Below are 22,243 nucleotides of genomic sequence, written 5' to 3' on the forward strand. Positions count from 1 at the left end.
TGTATTAATAAGACGGTTTTTTCATCTGAAGTATTGGTTATCCGTCAATCATATTTTGCTATTGTTAAACAATTGATATTTGTTATTTTAGCTAATTTTTATCCTTTTGAATATTTATTTCCCTACTATTTAGCTGTTCCTTCTGATTTAGTAAAGAAAAAAAGAGCATCTCCAAAAGAAGATGCTCTACTCGTACCTTATGAAAATAAAAACCCCAACACGAAAATGTTCATTTTTGTTACAACCTAATGCTAGCGACAGCTGAATCGACAGCATTAAGTCAATTTAAAAACATTTATTCATTTTTTAGTAACTTAAAAAAGCTGATTTAATAGGATTTTCATTTTAAAAATTTTATTTCTTCGGTTGATCCTCATCCATTTTCAAGACAGCCATGAACGCTTCCTGAGGGACTTCCACTGAACCAATTTGTTTCATTCGTTTTTTACCTTCTTTTTGTTTCTCTAATAATTTACGCTTACGAGAGACATCCCCGCCGTAACATTTTGCTAATACGTTTTTACGTAAAGCTTTGATATCTGTACGGGCAACAATTTTTGTCCCAATTGCTGCTTGGATGGGTACTTCAAATTGTTGACGAGGGATCAATGCTTTTAGTTTATCAACGATAGCTTTTCCACGTTCTTGAGCAAATTCTCGATGGACAATAAAGCTCAGGGCATCGACTTTTTCAGCATTTAATAAGATATCCATTTTTACTAAGCGGCTTTCGCGATAACCAGACATTTCGTAATCTAGTGACGCGTAACCTTTTGTGCTGGATTTTAGTTTATCAAAGAAATCAAAAACAATTTCTGATAAAGGAATGTTGTAAACCACGTTTACGCGATAATCATCTAGATAATCCATCGTAACGAATTCTCCCCGTTTTCTTTGAGAGAGGTCCATCACTGCACCAACATAATCATTTGGTACCATGATATTGGCTTTCACAAAAGGTTCTTCAACATTTTGAATTTTTGATGGGTCTGGAAATTCTGCTGGATTATCCACGACAATTTGTGTACCATCAGTTTGATTAACATGATAAATTACTGATGGTGCTGTCGTAATCAATTCTAAATTAAATTCTCGTTCTAAACGTTCTTGCACAACATCCATATGAAGTAAGCCTAAAAATCCGCAACGGAATCCAAATCCTAATGCTTGGGACGTTTCTGGTTCAAATTGTAAAGCTGCATCATTTAGTTGCAATTTTTCTAAAGCTTCTCGTAAATCATTATAACGAGAAGTATCGATTGGATATAGTCCACAATAAACCATTGGGTTCATCTTACGGTACCCAGGTAAAGCTTCTTCAGCAGGATTTTCTGCTAAAGTTACAGTGTCCCCTACCCGCGTATCTTGAACGGATTTAATTGCCGCTGTAATATAACCTACATCCCCTACCATTAAATAATCTCGTTGAACCGCTTTTGGTGAAAAGACCCCGACTTCTGTGACTTCAAAAGTTTTACCGTTACTCATTAATTGAATACGATCGCCTGGTCTAACGATACCGTCGTTGATGCGGACATTTAAAACAACACCACGATAAGAATCATAAACTGAATCAAAGATTAAAGCCTTCAACGGTGCATTTAAGTCTCCGTTTGGAGCAGGAACGATGGATACGATTTGTTCTAAAATTTCATCGATTCCAATTCCTGTTTTTGCACTGGCTAACACTGCATCTTCGGCATCAATACCAATGACATCTTCAATTTCTTTACGAACACGTTCAGGATCAGCAGCAGGTAAATCAATCTTATTAATTACTGGAACGATTTCCAAATCATTATCAAGCGCCAAATAAACATTTGCTAAAGTTTGGGCCTCAATTCCTTGAGCCGCATCTACTACTAACACCGCACCTTCACAAGCAGCTAGTGAGCGCGATACTTCATATGTAAAATCGACATGTCCCGGTGTATCAATTAAATGGAATATATAATCTTCTCCATCATTTGCAGTATAGTGCAATTCAACAGCATTCAATTTAATCGTAATGCCACGTTCTCTTTCAAGATCCATTGAATCTAATAATTGATCTTGCATTTCACGAGAGCTCACTGTATTGGTTTGCTCTAAAATTCGATCGGCCAAGGTAGATTTCCCATGGTCAATATGGGCAATGATTGAGAAATTACGTATCTTCTCTTGCCGTGCTTTCATTTCTTCTATATTCATAAATAGTTCCTCATTTCCTTTAGTCAGCAATTTCAATTATACCAACCAATACCGATAAAAAAAAGTCTTTTCCCCGAACTGCTTTAAAAAGAGAAAAATAATGCTGGTTTTGCTATACTAGTTCTGTAATAAACAATTGGAGATGAAAGAATGGACAATGATTTTAATCGAGAATTAGTTTTGAAAAAAGTTGGACAAGAACACTTAGCCCAATATGACGAATTATTGAGTTATGTTTTTCAAGTCACCGAAAGTGATATTGAAAGCAGCGGTTACGAAAATAAAAGAGAAATGGTTCGAGCAAAAAAACCAGTATTAGAGCAATCAAAAGTTTTTGGTTGGTTTAATGGTGATCAATTAATCTCACAGATTGCTATCTATCCTTGCCAAGTAAATATTCACGGCAAAGTTTTCGAAATGGGTGGTGTCACTGGCGTGGGTACTTATCCTGAATATGCCAATCATGGTTTAATGAAAGACCTAATTTCACTAGCTCTTAAAGAAATGCGAAAAGACAAACAATGGATTTCTTATTTATATCCTTATAACATCCCTTACTATCGTCGTAAAGGTTGGGAAATTATGTCTGATAAACTTTCCTTTAAAATTCGTGATACGCAATTACCTAAAACGGTTGATGTACCAGGAATTGTTGAACGAAAAGATGTCGATGATCCAGATGTTTATAAAGTTTATAATGAATTCGCATTGCAAAATCATGGCGCAATGATCCGTAAACCGTTAAACTGGGATGAATACTGGCGCTTTGAAAATCAAGAAGAACGAACAGCTGCGATTTATTATGATCAAAAGCAGCAGCCAATGGGTGTGATGTTTTATTGGATTGAAGAAGAAGTATTTCATATTAAAGAGATGTATTATTTAAATCAAGCAGCAAGAAATGGTTTGTGGAATTTTATCAGTGCGCATTTTTCAATGATTTACTGGGTGCAAGGAGATATTTTTAAAAACGAACCATTATCATTTTTATTAGACGATAGCGAAATAACCGAAACCATTGCACCTTACTTTATGGCTCGCATTGTCGATGTGAAAGAATTTTTAATGGCTTATCCGTTTTTCAAACCAGTCGCTGATTTTTATTTTGAAGTCAGTGATCCAGCAGCGGAATGGAACAATGGTATTTTTGCTTTAAGCTGGGACGAAAACGAACGATTGACTGTAACAGATCAGCCAAAAGGTCAAAAAGTTAAACTAGATATTCAGACTTTAACTTGCATGATGATGAATTATCGCAGAGCTTCTTATTTGGCACGAATCGAGCGCTTAGAAGCTGATAAAAAAGCCATCTCACTCTTAGAAACAACATTACCTGATATGGAGGCGTATTTTAGTGACTATTTCTAAACATATTTATTTTGCAGCACCAATGTTTGCCAATAGCGATTTGCGGTACAATGCTTATTTGGTGAAAAAAATTCGTCAATTAAATCACCAAGTGACAGTTTATCTTCCTCAAGAAAATGGCGATATTAATGAAAAATCCGCTTATGCTGATAGCAAGATGATTGCTCAAGCAGATGCTGATGAAGTGTTAAAAAGTGATTTATTAATTGCTATTTTGGACGGTTTAGTAATTGATCCCGGTGTAGCATCAGAGATTGGTATTGCTTTTGCGAAAGAAATTCCAGTAATTGGATTGTATTCTGATACGCGCCAACAAGGTGCGGATAACCAGAAAAAATTAGCTGCTTTACAAGAAACAGCCGAAAATCAATTTCATTATTTGAATCTTTTTACCGCTGGTTTAGTGAAATTAAATGGTCAAATAACCAATAACGAAGAAGACTTTCTTCATGGAATTCAAAAATTTTTAGAAACTGGTGAAATTAATGACTTATCGTAAAATGCAATTAGGATTAGTAGCCTTTGGAACACTCTGCTTTATTTATAATCTCTATGAATTTTTTATTAGTAAATACTCAACAAAACAAGGAATTATCTTTTTGATTGAATGTCTTGCCGGAATTGTCTTAATTTTTCTACCGGAAATCGCTAATAAATTATTGAAAATTGTTATTCCAGATAAAATTGTTTATTTCTACTGGTTTTTCTTAATAATATCAGTCTTTCTAGGAACTTCTCTCCACATGATTTCAATCATTTCTTTTTGGGATAAAATTTTACATGCCGTTAGCCCCATGGTGTTGACTGCCTTAGGGTACGGATTAATCGGTATCTTGATGAAAAATGCTAGCATTAACAAAACTTCTCCATGGCTATTTTTATTGTTTGGTTTTGCTTTTGCCGGAACTTGTGGTGTTTTTTGGGAGTTTTGGGAATTTCTCTGTGACACTGTCGCAAATATGAATTTGCAACGCTATGCGACTTCTGGAGGAACGCTTTTAGTTGGTCGGGCTGCTTTGATGGATACGATGGGAGATTTATTAACCAACACAATTGGTGCTTTGATTATGGGGATTTACGCTTGGTTTGCTAGCCGAAATAAACCAGAATATTTTGAGGGTTATCGCCTATCAATCAGAAAAAAGACGTCTAATTAGACGTCTTTTTTGGTGGATTTTGTTTCATTGTATAGCTATTTAAAGTTATTTTTAAAATACCGGTAATTTTAATCATTTTTTCTGGAATTTCATCATATTCAGCCATCGGAGCTGCGTGAGCCATCAAATCTTCCAGCGCTTGACGTTTTTCAGCTAACTCTTCGATAATTTCCACCTCACCAAAACCAATTAAACTTTGATAAGCATAAGAATAACCAGCTGCATTTCTACCAGTTGCAATCAATTCATGCTTCCCATCCATTTCAATAGCTACCTTTGGATTTTTCTTAATTAAATCAATTTTTTTCCCATCTTTAGCTCCATGAATATACAAAATAAGCTGATCTTCCTGCCATTTTTCAGCAAAATTTACTGGCACAATATAAGGATATTCTTCATCGAAAAAAGCTAATCTTGCAACTTGGGTTTCAGCGACAAATTCTTTGATCGTCTCTAAATCTGTTACTTGTCTTTTTTTCTTTTTCATAAACACACCTCTTTTTTTTATTATACTAGATGATAAAATGAAATTGAATATAAAAAAGACCACTTCATTCATTTGAAATGGTCTTCACCTTTATTTTTCTGATTCTTCTTGCTTCCGATATTTTTTCATTTTCGAACTAAACAATTCTCCATTTGAAGGTGGCGTATATGTTATGGCATTCGCCCCAGCTTCAATTGTTTTTTGAATCGTTTCTTCATCGGGGCCACCAGTGGCAATAATTGGCAAATCAGGATAATTCTCTCGGAAATATTTAACTGTTTCAACCGTATCTTTAGCCGCAGAAATATTGATAACTTTTACACCTGCTGCTAGTTTTTCGTCAATTTTTGAATGAATTGAAGTAACCGTACTGATGATTGGAATATCAATAACGTTGTTGACCTCAGCAATTGTTTCAACTGGCGTCGGTCCGTTTACAACTACTCCAAGACTACCTTGCGCTTCCGCAAACAAAGCCATATACGCTGATCTTTGCCCATGAGTTAAGCCCCCACCAATGCCAGAAAAAACTGGGATATCTGCAGCCTCAATAATACTTTTGGTGATTGCTGGATGTGGTGTAAAAGGATACACAGCGATGACCGCCTCCGCGTCTGTATTTCTGATTATGGCAATATCAGTCGTAAAAATAATTGAACGTATTCTCTTCCCAAAGAAAATAATTCCAGATGCTTCTTTGATAACTTTTGGTACCCGAACAATATCTTGTTTTAAATCTGTCATAATTTCTGGTGCGTCCATTTTCATCATTCCTTCCCAGTACTTCTCTAAATTCATTCTAATATGTTTAGTCGTACTGGTTCAACTGATAGGTCTCAATAACATTAATTACTTTTTGGGCGTAATCGGGATCAGTAGCGTAACCCGCAGTTTGTAGCGCTGTCGCCGCTTCTTGATAATTAGTAGCACTTAACACATTTTTATATAAATCACTGTTCCAATCTGTTCCATTCACAAATAATAAGGTATGATCATCCATTGATTCTTCCCAAGATTGATATACACGAAAATTCCCTTGGATGGTAATCCATTGGTCGTTGACATATTCTTGTGTTTCCAAATGGATACTTGATTGGTTACCAGATGATTTTATGCCAAATAAATTATAATATTGACTGGCTAAAGTTGACTGCCCCCAGTTTGACTCTAAAATTGCCTGTCCCAAAATAATACTTGGTAGAATACCATAACTTTGTTGTAATTGCTTTGCGTGGGGTTCCAAAGTCTGAATAAATTCATCATGACTCATATTCTCAATATTGGTTTGACTCTCATATCTATTCAGGCTTGGTAAAATATAGAAAGAAAAAACGCCGGCTAGACCAATCATCAACGCCCCCAAAACAATTAGAGGCGTTGAGATAGTTAGTTTGCGTTTTTTTAGTTTTTTTCTTGGCATAATTTCTCCTTAATTTCCGTTCAATTGATTTAGAAAGGCTTCAAAGGTCATATTACGCTCACTAATATATTCGGCTTCATTTACTCCAACATATCGAAGATGCCATGGTTCATAAGTAATACCAGTTACAGCTTCTTCTCCTTCAGGGTAGCGAATAATAAATCCATACTTGGGTGCATTTTCAGCAATCCATTGGGCGCCTGGTTGTTCACCATAAGCAGAATCTAAAACTGTTGTACTGTAATTGTTGTACCAACTTTGATCAACAACATCAATAGCTAACCCTGTGTGATGTTCACTGAATCCAGGCTCAGTAATTGTTTTTTTAGTTTCAGTATTTGCATCTTCTGCACTATACCCTTGTGCCTCGAGCGTCTGAACATTAGCATTAAAAACTTGTTCTTGTGTTGCAACTGACCGGAAGGCAGAAACAACTACCAACGGATAACCAGCTTCTGTTGCAGCATTAGAAAATTGTTCATAAGCATCAGCTACTCTACTATCTAATTGATGAGAATTATCAGATAACGTTGTTAACTGATCTTCAGCCACCTCGCTAGCAATTTTATTAGAAGGACCCACTAAGACCATATTCCAATCACTGGCTTTTAAATCAGGGAATTCCTTTTGAACCGCTGTTTTTTTTGCTTCAGAATTTTGCGTACTGGATTGTGTGCTTTCGGTTTGGTTTTCAGAAATAGCTGGGCTGGTACTGAAAAAAATTGAGTAGCCCGCCATGCCGAACATGACAATAACTGATAAAATACCTAATAATTGTTTCAACTAAAAAAATCCTCTCATGGTTGTCTACCTTATTAAGATGACGTATAAGCTTCAGTCAAGTTTTCATTGACCCAATCTAATAAGGCTGTTTGTTTTTGTGCAGTCTCAATTTGACTTTGCATATGCGCAGGCAAACGGAAACTTAAAATATCATTATATCCCCAAGTTTGATAATCAATCGATACTCTCAAATCGATAAAATCTCGTGCTGTTTGTTTTTCCCCATTTTTATGAGGAATAAGAGAGACTTCTGCCACACCACTAGCAATCCATTTCCTTGCTACAATCGTCTTCATTTCACGATATTCAGCTACGGCTGTATGGCGTTTTTCAGGAAATAAAATGGCTTGACGAATTACTTTTTGGCTCAGCATCCATTCATAATCACTAAATAAATTTTTAATTTTTTGATTGGTTTCAGCTGAAAAAGTATACTCACCTTGCTTAAAAGCTAACCAACTCGCTTCATCCGCACCCAGTATTTCCTCATAAAAAACTTTTTCGCTACGGTATTGTTCAATAATTGCATTCAACACTAAATCTAAATATACTTGATTCATTTTTTCTTTCCTCCACATCTATTTTACTGAAATTTTCAAAATTGCCTAGTCCTTTACTTAATTGATTGAAATAATTTAAGAATTATTGCTATACTTAAAAAAAGGAGTTGTTTTTATGTCAAAAATACAATGGGGCATTATCGGATTAGGCGGTATTGCTAACGATTTTGCTGAATCTTTCCATCAAGAAGATAGTCAACTAACAGCCTGTGCTTCAAGAAGCTTAGATAAAGCTGAGGCCTTTGCAAAAAAATATAATTTGTCAAAAGCATATGGCAGCTATGATGAATTATTAGCCGATCCTGATATTTCCATTATCTATGTTGCAGTACCAAATCGTCAACATCATGAACACATTTTAAAGGCTTTAAACGCCGGTAAACATGTATTAGCTGAAAAAGCTATTACGATGGATAGTGCTGAACTAAAAGAAGCGATGGTCTTAGCTGAAAAAAATCATTTAATTCTAGCTGAGGCAATGACCATCTTCAATATGCCATTATATCACGAATTACATCGCTTGATAGATACAAATAAGTTAGGAAAATTAAAAATGATTCAGGCACCTTTTGGCAGCTACAAAGAACCTGATCCAAAAAATCGTTTCTTTAACCCTGATTTAGCTGGTGGCGCCTTATTAGATATTGGCACCTATGCTGTTTCCTTTGCACGTTGGTTTATGACTGCCCAACCACAAGTGATTGCTTCAACAATGGTTCCTTTTGAAACAGGTGTTGATGAACAATCTGTGACGATTTTACAAAATAATAAAAATGAATTAGCGGCTGTTACTTTAACTTTTCAAGCTAAGATGCCCAAAAAAGGGATTGTCGCCTTTGAAAATGGTTATATTACTGTAGATGATTATCCCCGCGCAAACAAAGCCGAAATATTTTTCAATGATGGTACCCACGAATTTATCGAAGTTGGTGATAGCAATCAAGCCATGAATTATGAAATCAAGAATATGACTGACATGATAGTTAACAAAAAAACAAATCAATCACTTTTCTATACTAAAGATGTTATCGACTTATTGGATCAAATGCGCCAACATTGGGAAAATAATTAGTCTCTTAAGCTAAAACGTGAGGTCCTTCTTTGCTTATCTTACGCCCCTTACGTTTTCGCTTTTTTCTAGTAAATTGGTTAAACTATAATTATAGGAGGGAGTATTATGCAAATCGGTCGTTTTCGTTTAGGGATGCGCACAATCAAAACAGCACTAGCTGTAATGATTTGTATCGCTTTATTTGAATTTACTAATCGTGGTACCCCCTTGATTGCTGCTTTAGCCGCTGTTTTTTCATTGAGGCAAGATTTAAATACAAGTGTTTCTTTCGGACGTTCCAGAGTCTTAGGTAATTCTTTAGGTGGCTTATTAGCCCTCGTCTATTATTACATTCAGTCTTTCTTTCGAGAAAATATTTATTTTGATATCTTTCTGTTACCTCTTTTAGTCATCTTAGTAATTGTTATTTCTGATGGCTTAAATAATAATACTGGTATCATTTCTGCAATTGCCACAATGCTGTTAATTGCTTTAAGTATTCCAGAAGGAGAATCAGCCCTCTATGCGTTGAACCGCGTATTAGATACTTTCATTGGTACATTGATTGCATTGGCTTTAAATGTCACTATCTCGCCTAATCGCGATGAAAAAGAAAAAGAAATTGAAGAAGATTTACAAGTCCTCAAACAAAAAGAAGCTGATTTAACTAAAATGCTAACAGAAGTCCAAAAAAAAATAAAAGAGACAGAACCTAAAAAATAAATTTTTTGGTTCTGTCTTTTTTTTTAATCGCTGGCTTTTAAGGCTTCTATCATATCAATTTTTTTAAGTTTGAAATACATGATTACACCGACTATTATCGCAAATAATAAAGTGATCCCGCTGGCATACAGATAGCTTAACGGTTGAATGATAGGTGAAAACATCGTTATATCTACTTCGACTGTCTGTAAAATATAATGATGTTCAATTTTTCCTAACAGTAAGCCAAAAAGAATTCCCATCAGCGTTAACAAAATATTTTCCCGATAAACATAAGCAACTACTTCCTTATCATAAAATCCCAAAACTTTAATCGTCGATAATTCTCGTATTCGTTCGGAAATATTAATATTGGTTAAATTATATAAAACAATGAAAGCCAATAATCCAGCAGAGACAATCAATACCCACATGATAATATTCAAACTATTCACAGTATCTCGCAAAGCATTTTGAGAACGAGAAGTGAAAGTAACATTTACCACACCGTTTTTACCCATTAATTTCTGACCAAAGCTATCTTCTTTTTTATGACTGACATCCTTTTTGAAATTAACCAAATCGGTATTATATTTCGGTTTTTCATCAAAAATTTTCTGATAATATGTTGGTGTTAGATAAATAAAATGTCCGACATAATTTTCAGTGATATTAGCAATTTTCACCTTAAATTCTTTTCCATCCGTATTTTTTACTGTAAGTTTATTACCCACTTTGAGATCAAAAAGTTTTGCTAATTTCTCATTGATAATTGCTCCTTGATTGTTTAATTGATACTGAGTGTCAGTGGTTCGATCATTAAATTCAATAAAGTCATCCACTCTTTTTACTTCTTTTGGTACTCGTAAATTTACATCTTGCGTGTTTACACCCGATTTACTAACCGTATAAGTCTCACTATCTAACAATAAGTGGTTTTCATAATTTTTATCGGATTCCAATTCTTTCAGATAATCAGTCAATTGGTTATCCGAAATATCATCATCAAAAGTAACCATTGCCTGATAATGCCATAGTTTATCAAATTGGATGTTGACAATATCACCAATCGAATCCCGTAAGCCAAAGCCGGTCACTACCATTGACATACACCCGGCAATTCCAATAACCGTCATCAGCATGCGCTGTTTATATCTGAATAAATTTCTCAACGTGACTTTTTGAATAAATGACAGTCGTGACCAAATCGGCGTGATTCGTTCTAATAAAATTCTTTTCCCGCTTTTTGGTGCTTTTGGTTGCATCAAACTGGCAGGGGTACTTTTTAGATCGTAACGTAAAACAAAAAGCGTTGATCCTACCGAACATAACAGCGCTACAATTAAAGCAATTAATCCGTAACTTAGATACCATGGCGTTACCATATTGGTTAAATTATAAAGTTGTCCATAGGCATTAAAAATAATTGTTGGTAAGAAATAAAAACCAACTGCCAAACCTAGAACTGTTCCAATTCCACTAGCTAGACTAGCATATAAAATATATTTTTGCGCAATCTCGCGGTTACGAAAACCTAACGCTTTTAATGTACCCAATTCACTTCTTTTTTCCTCGACCATTCGAGTCATTGTCGTCAGACTTACTAGAGCAGCAATTAAAAAGAAAATAATCGGAAACACGGTCGCTAATGATGAGATACGGTTGGCATTATCTTGGTATTCACTATAACCAGGATTATCATTTCGATCTTGATAAACATAATCAATAGTATCTAAATTAGTAATAGCAGTTTCTTCCTCAATGATTTGGGCAGTTATTTCTGCCATTGTCTGCTGAGAACCAGAAAAAGATTTTTGTGCATCATTTAATTCTGCTTCAGCCGTTTGTTGACTTTCGGCTAAATCGGCCTTACCTTTTTCTAATTGTTGCGTCCCAGTCACTAAAGATTCTTTTAATTGCTCAATTTCTTTTCTAGTTTGTTCTTGTTGCAAGGTCGACATGCCTTTTTGATCAATGATTGCTTGCGCTTGACTCAACTGATCACTTAAAGCACTTTGCTGTGGATTCAATTGAACAGTTTGCTGATTAATTTCAGACAGGCGTTCATTTTGGCTATTCAATAAGCTTTGTAGGTTCCCTTGTGATGGCTCTTTTAAAGTGTTTATGATAGCTTCTTTCTGATTGTTAGATAAAGCCTCTGCTAATTGATTTAATTGATTCAGATGGCTATTATCTCCTTGTAGTGCCTGATTAATGATACTATTTGATTCAGTAAGCAACAATTTTTCTCGATTTAATTCCGATAATTGTTGGGTAACTTGATTCAGCTGATCATTAACAGTAGAAACCGTTTGGCGGGCCTCATCTTTTTGTTGATTTAAAGTTTCGACAGTTTGTAATTCTTGTTCTTTTGCGGTTATTTGTGCTTGGATTTGTGCTAGTAAAGTTTCTCTTTCAGTAATTTGAGCGGTACCTTCCGCCGTTTTTTGCTGGTATTCTGATTGTCCAGCAGACAAACTAGCTTGAGCTTGATCCATTTGGCCTTGATCATTTGGTGAGGCAATTTGTTCTTTCATTTTGTCTAATTGATTTTGTCGTGCTTCTTTAACCGCAGTGATTCTTTTGTCTGATTCTACTTTAAAATCTTTCTTTAATTTCTTAAGATTTTTTTCTAAACGATCATCATACGTCTTTGAATAGGCAGAAACGTTTTCTAAATTTTTAAAACGAACTAGTAATTCAGTATAGACTGACTGATTAAAATTTTTTTCTTTAGTATAGCCAAAGTAATCTACAGAACCTTTACCAACATTGGTATTGCCACGAGAAATATTTTCAATATATTGGGCACTTTTTACAAAACCGACAACTTTAAACTTATTTCGAGTCATTTGTTGATTGGTTTGATTAATAGTTACCTGATCACCAATTCTGTACCCATGACGATTTTTAGCCACTTCATCTAAAACTATTTGATTATCTTTAATAGGAAGTTTTCCTTCAAGTAAGGTCAGTTGATTGATTTTATCTTGCTTTTGATAACTATACAGTCGCAACACTTGATTTTCCTTTTCAACCGAAAAATCTTGAAAATAGCGACCTTCCACTGCTGCAATATTTTTATTTTTTTTAGTTAGTGCTACATCTGTTTTGGTTAGTCCTGTAGAAGATAAAACAGTAGCATCAGCTAACTGACTTTTTTTATAATATTGATTGGCTGTTTCCAACATGTCTGGACCAGTGGCTGATAAACCAACAAAAAAAGCGACCCCTAAAAAAATAATCCCTAAAATAGATAGAAACCTTGTTTTCGTTTGCCAAATTTCTCGTAAATTTGATTTCCCTAATGCACTCTTCATTTTGAACCTCCTACCATTGAATTTCTTCAATTGATTGAGGATTTTCGTTTAGTTCAACACTACGAACTTTTGCATCATTAATCCGAATAACCCGATCTGCCATCGGTGCTACCGCTGAATTATGGGTAATTATGACTACTGTCGTTCCTAATTCCTTCGAAGTATCTTGCAAAATTTTTAAAATTTGCTTTCCCGTTTCATAATCTAAGGCCCCGGTTGGTTCATCACATAGCAATAATTTAGGTTTTTTAGCTAGGGCACGAGCAATCGTCACCCGTTGTTGCTCTCCACCAGATAGTTGAGCAGGAAAATTATCCAAACGACCAGACAATCCCACTGAAGACAAAACTTCAGCCGCATCGATTGCGTCAGGAACAATCTGAGCAGCCAGTTCAACATTTTCTTTAGCCGTCAAATTTGGAACTAAATTATAAAATTGGAAAACAAAACCGACATCATTACGTCGATAAGTTGTTAATTGTTGATTATTAAAAGTAGCGATATCTGTACCATCAATAATTACTTGGCCCTCATCACAAGTATCCATACCACCTAAAATGTTTAAGACAGTTGATTTCCCAGCACCACTTGGGCCAAGAATAACTGCTACTTCCCCTTGTTCAATCGAAAAATTTATTTTATCATTGGCAGAAATAATCGTTTCTCCCATTTTATAATGTTTACTTTCATCAATCACATCTATATAAGCCATAACTTTCCCCTCCTTTTGATAGTTTAACATAAAAAAAACCTAACCAAAATTGGCTAGGTTTTAAAATTTCTATACGTGATAACGTTCTACACCATCTAAATAAGTTGCAACTAAATCCATCGTAGGTTCCAAAACGATAAAATCAGCTGCACGTCCTTTTTTAATCATACCGCATTGGTCGTCAATTTTACAGCTAACGGCAGGTACATAACTAGCCATCATAACTGCTTCTTCGGGCGTCGCAATATTCCATTCGACTACATTTTTAATTGCTTCTTTTAATTTCAAAATGCTACCAGCTAGATTGCCAGAGTCTAAACGCGCTGTCCCATCTTTAACCACTACAGGAAACTCACCTAAATTATAATTACCATCTGGCATACCGCCAGCCATCATACAATCAGTGATTAAAGCTACATGGTCATGACCCACTTTTTCCATCAATAAATCTGCTGCTTGCGGATGGACATGGTGACCATCACAAATCAATTCAGAAAAAACATGCTCCAAAGTCATTAAAGCACCAACCATTCCTGGTTCACGATGATCTAAACCACGCATACCGTTATATGCATGAACAAAAACACTTGCTCCAGCTTCCACGGCTTCTTGTGCTTGTTCTAAAGTGGCATTGGAATGACCTAAAGAAACGACTACACCTTCATCAGTTACAGCCGAAACAAATTCTTTCACGCCTTTACGTTCAGGAGCCAAAGCAATTTTTTTAATTAATCCACCAGAAGCTTCTTGCCATTCATTAAATGTTTGCAGATCTGGATCCCCAAAATAGCTGGGATTTTGTGCACCTTTATGTTCTTCCGTAAAAAATGGTCCTTCGAAGTAAATTCCTTGAATTTTTGCTCCAGGCACATCTTCGTGAACTTTACCAATCGTTTCTGCTACATCTTTTAAACGTTCTTTAGTTGAAGTTAAAGTCGTTGGCAAGAAACTTGTTACGCCACAAGAAAGTAATGCTTCTGACATGATTTTTAAACCGTCCGCATCATTATCCATAACATCATGATTTAAATAACCATGAATATGGGTATCTACTAAACCTGGTGCAATCCATTTGCCTGATTGGTCAATTACTTTTGCATCTTTTTCTGGTAATTCTTGACTAAAGTTACCAAAAAAGCCATCAGTAATTTCTAAATAACCTGCTGGTTTCACTCCAGAATTTAAAAAGAATTTGTCAGCATAAATATATGTTTTCATCTTCAAACTTCCTCTCTTTTCAATAAAAATACTCCAGCCGAAAAAAAAAGTCAAGAATGGTCTACACCATTCTTGGAATTAATTCATATTTGCCAAAATCTTTTTAAAATATTCACTCTCTTTAGTTAAACCACGGGTATCCAATATTTTTATTTTTAAAATCAACATTTCTGCCAACTGATAATAGCTGTGTTGATTTTTACTCCAGGTTAAGCCTGCATCAATTACCTTTTCCGCTTTATCAAGATTTTTTTTATCAAACAGAAAGTTTCCATAATTAGTAAAAATATTGACTAACTCAAGTCGCTCTGAATAATCTGCCATCATTGTTTTATATAATTGAAAACTTTCACTATATAAACGTTCCGCTTCACTAAAGTTTCCAAGAATTTGTTGCATCTTACCAGCAAAGCATAATAACAATATTTTTTGATCAAAATAGCCCTGTGATTTATGGGTAAAAAAAACTGACAAACCTTTTTTGATTTTTTCTAATGCTTTTTTCGGATCATTATCAATATAATAACTGCAAATACCTTTAAAATAATATAGTAACTGTAAATCCTTATCTAAATAAATCGTCTTTCTAGCCTCTAAAAAAGCCAAAATACCTTCGATTTCTAAATAGCCTTGTTGCCTTAAATACATAAACATTTTATTAAAATATTTGCGTAACAGTAATTCTTCAGGCAATAAGTCACCAATTAATTGAATCACACTGATACCCAAACGTTGACTTAATTGAGAAATAACTAAAATATTAGGAATTTCTTCATCATTTTCGATGCGGCTTAAAACACTTTGCGAGCAGATATCCTGTGACAACTCTTTTTGAGTAAAACCACGCTCTTTACGGAATTCCTTTAATGCTTCACCAATCGTTACCATGATTTCCTCCAAATATGCAAATTCGCATTTTCTTTATTTTATCCTAAAGAAATGATAGTGACAAGAATCCTTTGATTTAACTTATTGTAATCGGTTCAATTATTTTGTCCCTCCCAGCGCTCGTGCTATACTTTTTCAGATAGATTTCGAATTTTTGTAACAATTAAATAAAATTAACTATAAACAAGAAGGAAAGTGAAAAAATGACCCTAACAATCAATCAAATTTTGAAATTAACTGGAGAAAAAGAGTTTATTTGGCAACCATTAAAGAGTTGGTCTGTTCCTTTATCTGAGGATTTTCACTTTGTACAAGACGGAAATTTTGATTTAAGTAATTCTTTTTTTGCTCAATACCAAGAAAAAACTTACTTAATGCCTGGCTATGTTGTCTTTATTCCCGATCGTGACTCGTTTGTAATCCAGTATTCCTTAGAAGAATTTTCAGACCAAAAATTAACTCCAATTGAAAGTAGCCAGCGAAAACTATTTGAGTTAAAAGCACTGATTGAGTATTTAGATTCCACTACACCACAAGATTTCTTTACTTGGTAAAACTAGTAGATGATCATCTACTAGCTTTTTTATTATAAATTAGTTCTCGATGTGTTTATTTTCTTCTTTAAGTGAATTGTTGATAATAGTATAATAACTTATAAAGGTTGGTATCATAATAAATTTTTATAAGGAGTTTAATGATGGGGAAAAAATATGTTGTTACCGAAGAATCTGGTTGCGGTTGTTGGAGTGTTATTGGCTTTCTATTTTTATGCTCAATCTTCATTACGATTGCACCTTACTTGTTATTTATTTTAATCATTGCAGTCATCATTGGACTAATTATCTATATTCCAAAGATGAGGCAAAGAAAACAGCATGCCGCAGAAGAAGCTGAGCTTGCTGAACGCGAAAGACAATTAGAATTACGAGCAAAAAGAATCGCGCTTGAAAAAAGAGAGCGTGAATTGAATGATCATAAGGAAATTGATAATGATGGCTGGGATGATTTTTAAATATTAAAGCAGTACTTTAAAAATCTTTCCGCAGATTTTCCATGAAAAGAATAAAAAAAACACATTAGCAACATTGCTTTAACAATGTTACTAATGTGTTTTTTAGTGCGGCGAATGAGACTCGAACTCACACGGGCCAAAGCCCACAAGATCCTTAGTCTTGCTTGTCTACCAATTCCAACACCACCGCATTATTTTATACTATAGTTGTATCATAGACATAAATAATATTACCATTCAAATCAGCAATGCCCCGGAAAAATTTCCGATCTTCTTGTTGCTGCCAAGCTTCACGAAACATAAAAAAGTCGTCATGTTTCACTTCTAATTGGGCAATTTCACCTGATCGCAGTTGTTTGATTTTTTCTTCAAATGGATTTTGCATCTTATCACCTCAAAAAAGAGCGGCGATTTCCCGCTCTTATTCTTTAAAATATTTTGTATTTTCAACTGCATCACTATCTTCTTGTAAAATACCTCGCAATGAACGATCTAAGCGGCCACCTTTTCGGATTTGATTCTTTTTGATCGAAGGTTGGTTAGGAACTTCTCGATCTTCTGCTAATAAAATATAGTTTTCTGGATCCTTTAACATACTATTTAACAGTTCTCTCTGAGAAATTTTATCTTCAGGCTCATCTGGAATCAAAGAAGCTGGAACATAAGTTGGCTCAAATTGCGCTAGATTTTTTTGCTCTGGTTTGAAACGTAGTTTATGGTCATTCTTCTCTGGTACCTCTTCAAAAAGTGAACGAGGTTTTTTCAGATCGCTTCCAATAGGACCATAGTCTGGTAAATTTTGACGATGTTTTGCCAATTCTCTTTTTGGTTTATCATCAGTGTGAACGGGACGTCTTTTGGTTGGTCGGCTAATTTCTCTTTCAAATACTGTTTTCTCGTCTAAACGAAAATCAGTAATTAAATTAATTCCACCTTCAAATTTATCCTTTGTGCTTTCACTATGCAATTTTACACCTAATTCATCGTCGTAAGCAGGAAAACGTGCTCGTTTTCCGTCAAATGATTGATCACTCATAGCCATTCATCCTATCTTATTTTGTACTTAAATTCTAGCACAAATTAGAGAAAATATCTTATATTCTTATCGATAAAAATAAATTTGCATGACCTTCAATTACTTTTTCTGAAAATAATTTTTCTAGAATTGACAAATTACCATTAAACTGGCGTGGATTAATCAAATCAGCCAATCTCAGAACCTTGTCGTTTTCTCCGCGATTCACAATATACGCACTATATTCTTCTTGATTAAAACGCAATACACCAAAGACATCTTCTGTTTCAGTATAAAATGGATAGAATTCACCATTCATAAGAGAGCTATGTGTCTTTCTGCGTTTGATCCATTTATGACAATCTTGATAAATCGTTGGATTCACGTGATTCCATGGGAAATATTTTCGATTGTCAGGATCTGTTCCACCGGTTACTCCAGCTTCATCACCATAATAAACACAAGGGATACCGGGCATCATGAATAATAATCCCCAGGCGACATCTAAATCATCTTCTGATTGATTCAACATTGTAAAAATTCGTTCTGTATCATGTGTCCCAAGGTTATTTAATTGATTGTAGTAAAAATCTTTCGGATAGTTGGCTTGAATTTCTACCATTTCCTTAGTAATTTGACTCATCTTTTTTTGCATTGTTAAAATATCTAGAATCTGTTGACGTAAAGGATAATTCATCACTGACTGTAAATGATTACCAAATAAATATTTCCTTCTTTTTTCATAAGCAATCTTGTTAGAAGCATCTTCCCAGACTTCACCGATCAATATTTTATTTTTAAATGTATTCAAGCGTTGGCGTATTCCGCCGATAAAATCATCCGTTAATTCATCAGCAACATCCAAACGCCAACCATCTACACCTAGCGCTGTCCATTTATCTATGACTCCCTTTGGTCCATAAATAAAGGACTGAAAACTAGGATTTTCTTTATTTACTTCCGGCAAATCTGCCACACCCCACCACGAACGATATTCGTCAGGATATTTAGTAAATTGGAACCAAGAATAATAAGGACTTTGTTGATTTCTGCTAGCACCGACTTCTTCACCATAGATGCCGGCTTGATTAAAGTAACGGCTATTGCGACCAACATGGGAAAAGACACCATCTAAAATAATATGGATTCCGACTTGATGTAAAGCATCTAATAATTCCACAAAATCTTTTTCTGTTCCTAACATTGGATCAATTTTAAAATAATCATTCGTGTCATAACGGTGATTACTAGTTGCTTCGAAAATCGGATTTAAATATAAAGCGTTAATTCCTAACTCCAGTAAATAAGGAATTTTTGCTTGGATACCTTTTAAGTTACCGCCGTAGAAATCCCATCTTAAAATTTCATTTTTTTCATTTCGAATATACATCGGCGTATCTTCTTTAGTTCCATATATAAAACTATTTTTTTTAGGCGCATTTACTTGGCCATTTTCATTACCGTTATTAAAACGATCAGGAAAAATCTGATAAAAAACTGCCTGTTGATACCAATCAGGTGCAATCTCAGCTGTCTCATAACAAGTCAGTTGATACTCTGGCATCTGATTTTTTGAATCATAAATTTTTCCTGCACCACCATCTTCGCCATAACTACAATAATAGGTAGATACTTGATTATTTTCATTGATCAAATCAATTTTGAAATAATAAAAATACAAACCAGCCTGTTCACCAAGACGATAACAAAAATGAAACAAATCCTCTTCCAATTGATTCATCATGAAAGTTTCTGCACCCTTAGCACTATCCTCTTCACGAATCACCAAATATACTTTTGCTTTAGCAAAGTCAGATACGTTGATGTTGAAATGAACTGTTTGTTTGATCGGAATCGCACCAAAAGGCTGCTTATACTTTTCCTGCCAAGCATTATAATAAATATTGACCATGGGTTGTACCTCGTTCATCATTGTGACTAAATAATGGCTCAATCTGCCAAATGTCGTCCGCATATTTTTGAACCGTGTCATCTGCTGAGAAACTTCCAGCATTGGCAATGTTCTGTAAACTCACTTGACGCCAGCGTCTTGTGTCTAAATAAGCAACCTCAATCGTCTTTTGAGCAGCTAAATAAGAATCAAAATCTCGTAAAACAAAGTATTCATCGTTATATTTAATTAACGAATCATAAATTTCTTGTCCTTCAAATAAAATGTTTGGAATGGTACCATCCACAAAAGCATTGACTACCCGGTGAATTTTTTCATTTTGATTATAAATATCACCGGCATTATAACTATTGTCTTGGTAATAACGATAAACTTCTTCCTCGGTTAAGCCAAAAATAGCAATATTGTCATCACCGACAAAATTTCTAATTTCCACATTCGCCCCATCTAGTGTAGCAATTGTGACCGCACCATTTAGCATCAGTTTCATATTTGAAGTTCCTGAAGCTTCTTTTGATGCGAGAGAAATTTGTTCGCTAACATCAGCTGCTGGAATAATTTTTTCAGCTAAAGAAACTTTGTAATTTTCTAAAAAGACGATTTTTATTTTATCATTGATTGCTGGATCATTATTGATCAATTTTGCTACTTCATTTATGACCTTAATAATTGCTTTTGCATAATGATAACTTGGCGCAGCTTTTGCTCCAAAAATAAATACACGGGCAGGAATTTCCAATGTAGGATCATTTTTCAAATCAAAGTACATATTTAAAATATGCATCAAGTTTAATAATTGTCGTTTATATGCATGCAGACGTTTTATTTGTACATCAAAAATCGCGTCTGGTGACACCGTAATTCCGGTTGTCTCTTTAATATAATTAGCAAATTCAATTTTATTTTCTCGTTTAGCAACCGCTAAAGCATCCAAAGCAGTATCATCATCCTGATAATTCAACAGTAATCTTAAATCATTAGAATTTTGACGCCAAGAAGTGCCAATAGTCTTATCTAAAACCCGACTCATGTTAGGGTTAGCAATTTGTGACCAGCGACGTTGTGCGATTCCATTAGTTTTATTATTAAAACGATCTGGATATAAAATATAAAAATCATGGAGCACAACAGATTTTAACAAATCAGAATGGAGTTTTGCCACTCCGTTAGTTGAATGAGAACCAATAATTGCTAAATGAGCCATATGAACTTGATCATTTTGGATAATACGTGTGCGACTGACTAATTCTTCACCATGAACCCAAGATGTCTCTACGACGAAACGACGATCAATTTCTTCAATGATTTGATAGATTCGGGGACAAACAGCCTTCATCATACCGACTGACCATTTTTCTAAAGCCTCAGCCATAATTGTATGATTAGTATAACTCATCACTTTAATTGTTAAATCCCAAGCTTTTTCCCAAGGAACATTTTGCTCATCAACTAATAGACGCATAAATTCTGCCACACACATAGCTGGATGGGTATCATTAATATGGATCGCCACATATTGATTAATTTTATCAATTGGTTCATGTAATTGAAGATAATGACGTAAAATACTTTGCAGTCCAGCCGAAACAAAGAAATATTCTTGTCTTAATCTTAGATTTCGACCTTCTTCATTAGAATCATCTGGATACAATACAGAGGTTAAATCTTCAACTGCGCGTCTTTCTTCTACACTACGATAACGATCTTCCTCTTCTTCAGGAATTTCCACCGACCATAAGCGCATCGTATTAACCGTTTGATTCTGATATCCGACCATACCAGTATCATAAGGGACTGCCCGAACTTTAGAGCCACCTTCGTAAACTGGTTTTAAATTACCATCTAGCATTTTTTTCATCCAAACATGTCCGCCAAAATGAACATTAACTGCTTTACTTTCTTTGCGAACTTCCCATAAATTCCCTTGATTTAACCATTCGTCTGGTAGCTCTACTTGATAACCGTCAACAAATTTTTGTTTAAATAAACCATATTGATAACGGATTCCATTACCATTTCCTGGCAATCCACGAGAAGCAATTGAATCCATAAAGCATGAGGCCAACCGACCTAGTCCACCATTTCCTAGTGCCATATCTGGTTCAACAGCAGCCAAATCAGCTAAATCAATATTCATATCTGCTAAGGCGTCTTCAACAATATCTAACCAACCCATATTTAATAAATTACTTTTTAACATCTGCCCAGGTAAAAATTCAATTGAGAAATAATAAACCTGTTTTTGTTTTTGTTTACGATAATCTTGCCAAGTTTGATACCAATCCGGCGAATAACTATCAGTAATAATTGAACCTAGCGTTTGATAAAGTTCTGTAGCAGTAGCATCCTCTACTTCCATTGCGTATTTTTCTGCTAAACGCTTTTTAAATATTGCCTTAAATTCTTTTTTGTTCATTAATTATCACAACCTTCACGAATTTATAAGAA

General features: G+C 34.7%; 21 protein-coding genes and 1 tRNA gene. 7 read left to right on the plus strand and 15 right to left on the minus strand.

The window, feature by feature from the left end:
- Positions 1-354: 354 nt before the first annotated feature.
- Positions 355-2,190: a translation elongation factor 4 gene (gene lepA / locus ACVWNY_RS07250; RefSeq protein ID WP_218325147.1), complete on the minus strand. Its 1,836-nt coding sequence runs from the start codon at positions 2,188-2,190 to the stop codon at positions 355-357.
- Positions 2,191-2,340: 150 nt separating this feature from the next.
- Between lepA and ACVWNY_RS07255 the strand changes: the two genes are divergently transcribed.
- Genes ACVWNY_RS07255 through ACVWNY_RS07265 form a run of 3 tightly spaced genes read left to right on the plus strand, consistent with a single transcriptional unit; the run spans position 2,341 to position 4,715 of the window.
- A complete protein-coding gene (locus ACVWNY_RS07255) occupies positions 2,341-3,558 on the plus strand; it encodes a GNAT family N-acetyltransferase (RefSeq protein WP_218325146.1) in 1,218 nt (405 codons plus the stop codon).
- A gap of 22 nt (positions 3,559-3,580) precedes the next feature.
- Positions 3,581-4,057 carry a nucleoside 2-deoxyribosyltransferase gene (locus ACVWNY_RS07260; protein ID WP_246601422.1) on the plus strand — a complete coding sequence of 159 codons (477 nt, stop codon included), beginning with the start codon at positions 3,581-3,583 and terminating at the stop codon, positions 4,055-4,057.
- The gene (locus ACVWNY_RS07265; protein ID WP_218325144.1) at positions 4,044-4,715 is read left to right on the plus strand and encodes a DUF2238 domain-containing protein; all 672 of its coding nucleotides are present in this window, start codon (positions 4,044-4,046) and stop codon (positions 4,713-4,715) included. Before ACVWNY_RS07260 ends, ACVWNY_RS07265 begins: the two co-directional genes overlap by 14 nt.
- Here the strand turns inward: ACVWNY_RS07265 and ACVWNY_RS07270 are convergent.
- The 5 genes from ACVWNY_RS07270 to ACVWNY_RS07290 form a co-directional block, all read right to left on the minus strand.
- Entirely contained in the window at positions 4,708-5,202 is a 495-nt protein-coding gene (locus ACVWNY_RS07270; protein ID WP_218325143.1) for a pyridoxamine 5'-phosphate oxidase family protein, read from the minus strand. The two genes, ACVWNY_RS07265 and ACVWNY_RS07270, sit on opposite strands and share 8 nt — an antisense overlap.
- Before the next feature lie 90 nt (positions 5,203-5,292).
- Positions 5,293-5,973 carry a beta/alpha barrel domain-containing protein gene (locus ACVWNY_RS07275; RefSeq protein ID WP_218325142.1) on the minus strand — a complete coding sequence of 227 codons (681 nt, stop codon included), beginning with the start codon at positions 5,971-5,973 and terminating at the stop codon, positions 5,293-5,295.
- A 37-nt stretch (positions 5,974-6,010) separates the two neighbouring features.
- Positions 6,011-6,622, minus strand: coding sequence for a glycoside hydrolase family 73 protein (locus ACVWNY_RS07280; protein WP_218325141.1), 612 nt, complete (start codon positions 6,620-6,622; stop codon positions 6,011-6,013).
- 9 nt (positions 6,623-6,631) lie between these two features.
- Positions 6,632-7,405, minus strand: coding sequence for a M15 family metallopeptidase (locus tag ACVWNY_RS07285; RefSeq protein ID WP_218325140.1), 774 nt, complete (start codon positions 7,403-7,405; stop codon positions 6,632-6,634).
- 32 nt (positions 7,406-7,437) lie between these two features.
- Positions 7,438-7,965, minus strand: a complete 528-nt coding sequence (locus ACVWNY_RS07290) for a hypothetical protein (protein WP_218325139.1) — start codon at positions 7,963-7,965, stop codon at positions 7,438-7,440.
- Between the two features lie 115 nt (positions 7,966-8,080).
- Here ACVWNY_RS07290 and ACVWNY_RS07295 point away from each other — a divergent pair, with 115 nt between their 5' ends.
- Together ACVWNY_RS07295 and ACVWNY_RS07300 are read left to right on the plus strand one after the other, a co-directional pair.
- Complete coding sequence (locus ACVWNY_RS07295) at positions 8,081-9,037, plus strand: Gfo/Idh/MocA family protein (RefSeq protein ID WP_218325138.1); 957 nt, start codon at positions 8,081-8,083, stop codon at positions 9,035-9,037.
- Positions 9,038-9,142: 105 nt separating this feature from the next.
- Positions 9,143-9,739 carry an FUSC family protein gene (locus ACVWNY_RS07300; RefSeq protein WP_218325137.1) on the plus strand — a complete coding sequence of 199 codons (597 nt, stop codon included), beginning with the start codon at positions 9,143-9,145 and terminating at the stop codon, positions 9,737-9,739.
- A 23-nt stretch (positions 9,740-9,762) separates the two neighbouring features.
- On the opposite strand, the gene ACVWNY_RS07305 is transcribed toward ACVWNY_RS07300, so the two are convergent.
- The 4 genes from ACVWNY_RS07305 to ACVWNY_RS07320 form a co-directional block, all read right to left on the minus strand.
- Positions 9,763-13,038 (minus strand): FtsX-like permease family protein, encoded by a 3,276-nt coding sequence (locus ACVWNY_RS07305; RefSeq protein WP_218325136.1) that lies wholly within the window; start codon positions 13,036-13,038, stop codon positions 9,763-9,765.
- Between the two features lie 10 nt (positions 13,039-13,048).
- On the minus strand, positions 13,049-13,750 hold the full coding sequence (locus ACVWNY_RS07310) for an ABC transporter ATP-binding protein (RefSeq protein WP_218325135.1): 702 nt from the start codon (positions 13,748-13,750) through the stop codon (positions 13,049-13,051).
- A gap of 69 nt (positions 13,751-13,819) precedes the next feature.
- Positions 13,820-14,968, minus strand: coding sequence for an N-acetylglucosamine-6-phosphate deacetylase (nagA, locus tag ACVWNY_RS07315; protein ID WP_218325134.1), 1,149 nt, complete (start codon positions 14,966-14,968; stop codon positions 13,820-13,822).
- 78 nt (positions 14,969-15,046) lie between these two features.
- On the minus strand, positions 15,047-15,856 hold the full coding sequence (locus ACVWNY_RS07320) for a helix-turn-helix domain-containing protein (RefSeq protein WP_454071204.1): 810 nt from the start codon (positions 15,854-15,856) through the stop codon (positions 15,047-15,049).
- 203 nt (positions 15,857-16,059) lie between these two features.
- On the opposite strand from ACVWNY_RS07320, the gene ACVWNY_RS07325 reads away from it, so the two are divergent.
- Together ACVWNY_RS07325 and ACVWNY_RS07330 are read left to right on the plus strand one after the other, a co-directional pair.
- Positions 16,060-16,410 (plus strand): hypothetical protein, encoded by a 351-nt coding sequence (locus ACVWNY_RS07325; protein WP_218325132.1) that lies wholly within the window; start codon positions 16,060-16,062, stop codon positions 16,408-16,410.
- Between the two features lie 143 nt (positions 16,411-16,553).
- Entirely contained in the window at positions 16,554-16,868 is a 315-nt protein-coding gene (locus ACVWNY_RS07330) for a hypothetical protein (protein WP_218325131.1), read from the plus strand.
- A 106-nt stretch (positions 16,869-16,974) separates the two neighbouring features.
- On the opposite strand, the gene ACVWNY_RS07335 is transcribed toward ACVWNY_RS07330, so the two are convergent.
- The 5 genes from ACVWNY_RS07335 to ACVWNY_RS07355 form a co-directional block, all read right to left on the minus strand.
- Positions 16,975-17,058 (minus strand) — tRNA-Leu (locus ACVWNY_RS07335).
- 6 nt (positions 17,059-17,064) lie between these two features.
- Entirely contained in the window at positions 17,065-17,253 is a 189-nt protein-coding gene (locus tag ACVWNY_RS07340; RefSeq protein WP_218325130.1) for a protein YkzS, read from the minus strand.
- A 36-nt stretch (positions 17,254-17,289) separates the two neighbouring features.
- Positions 17,290-17,904, minus strand: coding sequence for a hypothetical protein (locus ACVWNY_RS07345; protein ID WP_218325129.1), 615 nt, complete (start codon positions 17,902-17,904; stop codon positions 17,290-17,292).
- A 58-nt stretch (positions 17,905-17,962) separates the two neighbouring features.
- Entirely contained in the window at positions 17,963-19,795 is a 1,833-nt protein-coding gene (locus ACVWNY_RS07350; protein ID WP_218325128.1) for a glycoside hydrolase family 13 protein, read from the minus strand.
- A complete protein-coding gene (locus tag ACVWNY_RS07355) occupies positions 19,776-22,211 on the minus strand; it encodes a glycogen/starch/alpha-glucan phosphorylase (protein ID WP_218325127.1) in 2,436 nt (811 codons plus the stop codon). The genes ACVWNY_RS07350 and ACVWNY_RS07355 overlap by 20 nt, the downstream gene beginning before the upstream one ends.
- Positions 22,212-22,243: the final 32 nt, after the last annotated feature.

The organism is Enterococcus sp. JNUCC 77, from assembly GCF_054819945.1.